This is a genomic window from Candidatus Thiopontia autotrophica (assembly GCF_982804495.1).
On sequence record NZ_CEYDPX010000007.1, the window covers coordinates 52,326 to 56,281 of the forward strand.

The window sequence follows — 3,956 nt, forward strand, 5'->3', positions numbered from 1 at the left end:
ACAATTTCCACACCAGGCTCAATAATTAAAGTGCCACGCTTCTCAATATTAACATCCACATGTAAAATATAAGGAGATTTGCTTTTTTCCCAAGTAACCGTACTGGTGTAGTAACCATTTGATGCATAAATATTGGTTTCAGCATAAAGCTGACTAGACAATATCAGCAAAGATAGAAACCCAATTGCTCTTACAGTAATATAGTTAGAGCCCATAAATAGCATTAGCCTCCACTACTGTTTTACTGCTCTGTCCATCAGTTCCTATACTCTCTACCTCATAATAAAACTGCTTTCCAATGTCAGGATTTGTATATTCATATGCTTCACTAATATCATTCCCCGAAACTACGGCACCTATTCCACGCTCCTTTACCGTGTAACTACACTGTATTTCACTTCCTGTTGTAGCATCAGAAACATCAATACTAATCTCTCCCTCATGAACAGTTACATAATCCTCCGTATCAAGAAGGGCAAGCGGTAGTTTTCCCATTACATTCTGTTTTTCTAGCCAGTACATACCTTGATCTATACAGTCTTCGGCTGCATAGAATGTGTCATATTGTGCTTTGGCAGAATCCACCATCTTGCGCTCTTTTTCTGCAATCATCAGTATTGCAGCCCCCAGCACACCTATCACTGTCAGAATCAGGATAGAGATAAACAGTATGCTGCCCTGTTCTCTTCTCATCCTATCCACCCAATTCCAGATTTCTGGTATATGCTGTAGTGGAAAATACCTCCCGTATATACCCTGTAGTCAAACTATTATGTGTGTTGTCCTCAACCTCAATGGGATCAACATTCTTGTCACCATGTTTTCGTGCAGTACGCACCAGGATTGAGACATCAACACTCCTGATATCTGATATCTCATCACTATTTGGACTGTTTTTATCGGTACCATCAGACATGTTGTATTGAAATTGAAGGTCATCAATATAGTCTGCAACTGCCTGCTCTTCGTAATCTGGATCTCCCCAACTCGCACCATTCATTGACCATTTGGTTTTATATAGTCGATAACGATTATTCTCCCTGTTACATTCACCTGTGTCCGCACACTGGAGTAGAAAATATAAGACCTTGATACGATTATTCTCATCCAGATCATAAGTTACCTCAATTGAATCACTCCCACGATCGTTGATATTATTTCCAGCTACTAGCGCATTTGCAATCAATCCATTGGTGGTATCCAGATCCTGATAACCTGCCATTCGTAGGTCACGCGCAATAATACTAATAACCTGACTTCCGCTATGTTGAAGGGTGGAGAGATCTGTATATTTCTGATATTTCTTATTAACCAGCGCAAATGATGTAAAGGCCATTGCCATAACAATTGAACCAACAGCGGTTGCCACCATTAGCTCAGTCAGGGTATAGCCTGCGCACTGCTGCCTCACTCAGCCTGCTCCTTTTTTCTATATATTCGATGAAAGGTTACATTGACCCCCTGCTTTCCCTTCATCTCTACGGCTAGTAGATTTTGATCCTCTCCATCAACTGCTATGTCTGTTAGTTTTGTGGGCGCTTGATCGGTATCTTTATGGTGAGACTGTTCAAGACGTTTCTTCCATTTTTTTCGTGCCCTGTTTATTTTTCTCTCAGTCTCTTCGTTATTGTAATGACCATCAGTCAGATCCAGATCCATCTCCTTAAAGTTATCTAGATTATCCTGGTCACTACTTATCTCTTCAATCATTGAGCTGGCTGTTACCATAAGCCTGTTCTTTTCAAAGCTCTTTGCCAGTGACTTTTCTGCCACTACAAATACTGAGTATATACCCACAAATCCAATAGAAATAATGGCTATGGAGACCACTGCCTCCATTAATGAAAAACCATCCTCTCTACCTGAAACTTTCATGGTTATCTACTCTATTTTCTGTGTCTCAATAAATGCTGTGGCTGATAACACCCGCACTGCATACTCTCCATGCTTGGAGGTCAGTGAGAGGGTTCCACCATTGGAGGTTCCATCACGAAAAAAACAGAGGTTGTTGTTTTCTGCAGTAGATGAGAGCTCTATTTTTTTCATATAAAGATTATTGTCCATGGCCACCCACATCACCTCACCGCTCTGACAATTAGTTACATGCTCTTCTGAATAATATAGAGTCACAGTATCTTCATTCTCGTCAATCTCTCCTTTAACGGTTGTTCCTCTACTGAGTGCCTCGCCTTTCATATATGAAAGTAGTTGTGCGGTTTTGTCTACCGAGCTTCTCAGGCTTGTCTTGCCAATCCAGCTACCAATTCCAGGAATAGCAACCGCTGCCAATACGCTGAGAATTGCAAATACAGTAATCATCTCTATTAAGGTAAAGCCTCTATTCGCGCGACAGGTTGCTCTCATCAATCTTTCCTGTGTGAACCAGTTCCTCTATTGCTTTCTCCATGGTAATCATTCCCTCTGCTTTTCCAGTCTGAAGGGCGTTGGTGATTTGAGGAATTTTTCCCTCTCTAATCATGTTTCGTATTGCATGGTTACAGATCATCACCTCAAATGCTGCGATCCGACCATTACCATCAGAGCGTTTAAAAAGACGCTGGGTCATTACCATACGCAGTGACTGTGATAATTGTGCGCGCACCTGATCCTGCTGTTGTGGCGGAAAGACATCGATAATTCGGTTAATTGTATTTGGGGCACCGGACGTATGGAGAGTACCAAAAACAAGATGGCCAGTTTCCGCTGCGGTCAATGCCAGTTGAACTGTTTCAAGATCACGCATTTCACCAACCAGAATCACATCTGGATCTTCACGTAGTGCCGCACGTAACGCATGAGTAAAGGAGTATGCATCTCGCCCTATCTCACGCTGTGCAACAATACACTGCTCACTTTTGTGAATATATTCAACAGGGTCCTCAATGGTGAGAATATGTCCCTTTCTAGTCTGATTGATATAACCCATCATGGCCGCCAGTGAGGTTGTTTTACCAGACCCTGTTGGACCAGTAACCAGAACCAAGCCGTTAGGTTTATTTGCGACCTCTTGCGCCACCAGAGGAAGGTTTAGCTTCTCCATTGAAGGAATTTCTGTCTCAATTTTCCTCAGCGCGATTGCTAGGCCAGTTGATGTATAGAAGAAATTTGCCCTGAAGCGGAAGCCAGCAACCTCTATAGCAAGATCCTGGTCTCTGAACTCGTTAAGGTGGCTCTGTTGTTTCTCAGAAAGAAATGTCTGAGTAAATGACTGTATATCTTCTGCTGTTGTAATTTCACCCCCTGGCGATGGGACGATATCACCATTTATACGTAACGATATAGGCTCGTCTGCCTTTATGTGTATATCTGATAAATCATGCCGATCAACCAGAGCATGAATTGTATCGGCAACATCTGCCATAAATCTTTTCCTCCCAACACTATTAGAAATATAATTTATGTATCTATCCATCGTACCTTATACCTATTAATGTATCCAATTTTTATTTATTGATTGTAAGATTAACCAAAATCACCAGAATTGATTACATGACACTAGAATTTAAATTATCACCTAGTCTTATTTATTTAAACCACGCCGCTGTCTCCCCCTGGCCACAGCGTACGGTTGATGCAGTCTCTGCGTTTGCAGTTGAGAACGGCACCCTGGGTTCCAGCAATTACCCTGACTGGGTCAAGACTGAGACCAGGCTGCGTGAGCGTCTCAGCAGGCTGGTTGGTATTGGCACAGCTGACGATATAGCACTGCTTAAAAACACCTCCGAGGGGCTCTCCCTGATTGCACACGGTCTATCCTGGAAATCTGGAGATAATGTGGTGACCTCGGATCAAGAGTTTCCCTCTAACTCAATTGTCTGGGAATCACTGTCACGCTACGGCGTTTTAACAAGAAAAGCAGACCTGAACTCCGCAAAATCGCCAGAGGATGCGCTGTTTGAGGCGGTTGATAGCAATACACGTCTGATCTCCATCAGCTCGGTACAGTTTGGAACCGG

General features: G+C 42.6%; 7 protein-coding genes. 1 reads left to right on the plus strand and 6 read right to left on the minus strand.

All coding sequences use genetic code 11. The features are described from left to right. The 6 genes from AC3ZFK_RS03795 to AC3ZFK_RS03820 all read right to left on the minus strand — a co-directional run. Positions 1–215, minus strand: a 215-nt coding sequence (locus AC3ZFK_RS03795; protein WP_489433731.1) for a hypothetical protein, incomplete at its 3' end; no start/stop codon positions are given. Next, complete coding sequence (locus AC3ZFK_RS03800) at positions 205–693, minus strand: hypothetical protein (RefSeq protein ID WP_487541554.1); 489 nt, start codon at positions 691–693, stop codon at positions 205–207. The genes AC3ZFK_RS03800 and AC3ZFK_RS03795, both read right to left, overlap by 11 nt. 1 nt (position 694) lies before the next feature. Beyond that, positions 695–1,411, minus strand: coding sequence for a prepilin-type N-terminal cleavage/methylation domain-containing protein (locus tag AC3ZFK_RS03805; RefSeq protein WP_487541552.1), 717 nt, complete (start codon positions 1,409–1,411; stop codon positions 695–697). Beyond that, positions 1,408–1,875, minus strand: a complete 468-nt coding sequence (locus tag AC3ZFK_RS03810) for a type IV pilus modification PilV family protein (protein ID WP_487541550.1) — start codon at positions 1,873–1,875, stop codon at positions 1,408–1,410. Before AC3ZFK_RS03810 ends, AC3ZFK_RS03805 begins: the two co-directional genes overlap by 4 nt. A 6-nt stretch (positions 1,876–1,881) precedes the next feature. Further along, the gene (locus tag AC3ZFK_RS03815) at positions 1,882–2,364 is read right to left on the minus strand and encodes a GspH/FimT family pseudopilin (protein WP_487541548.1); all 483 of its coding nucleotides are present in this window, start codon (positions 2,362–2,364) and stop codon (positions 1,882–1,884) included. Beyond that, entirely contained in the window at positions 2,339–3,361 is a 1,023-nt protein-coding gene (locus tag AC3ZFK_RS03820) for a type IV pilus twitching motility protein PilT (protein WP_487541546.1), read from the minus strand. The genes AC3ZFK_RS03815 and AC3ZFK_RS03820 overlap by 26 nt, the downstream gene beginning before the upstream one ends. Positions 3,362–3,489: 128 nt before the next feature. On the opposite strand from AC3ZFK_RS03820, the gene AC3ZFK_RS03825 reads away from it, so the two are divergent. Next, positions 3,490–3,956: aminotransferase class V-fold PLP-dependent enzyme (locus tag AC3ZFK_RS03825; RefSeq protein WP_489433732.1), on the plus strand; the 467-nt coding region annotated here is incomplete at its 3' end.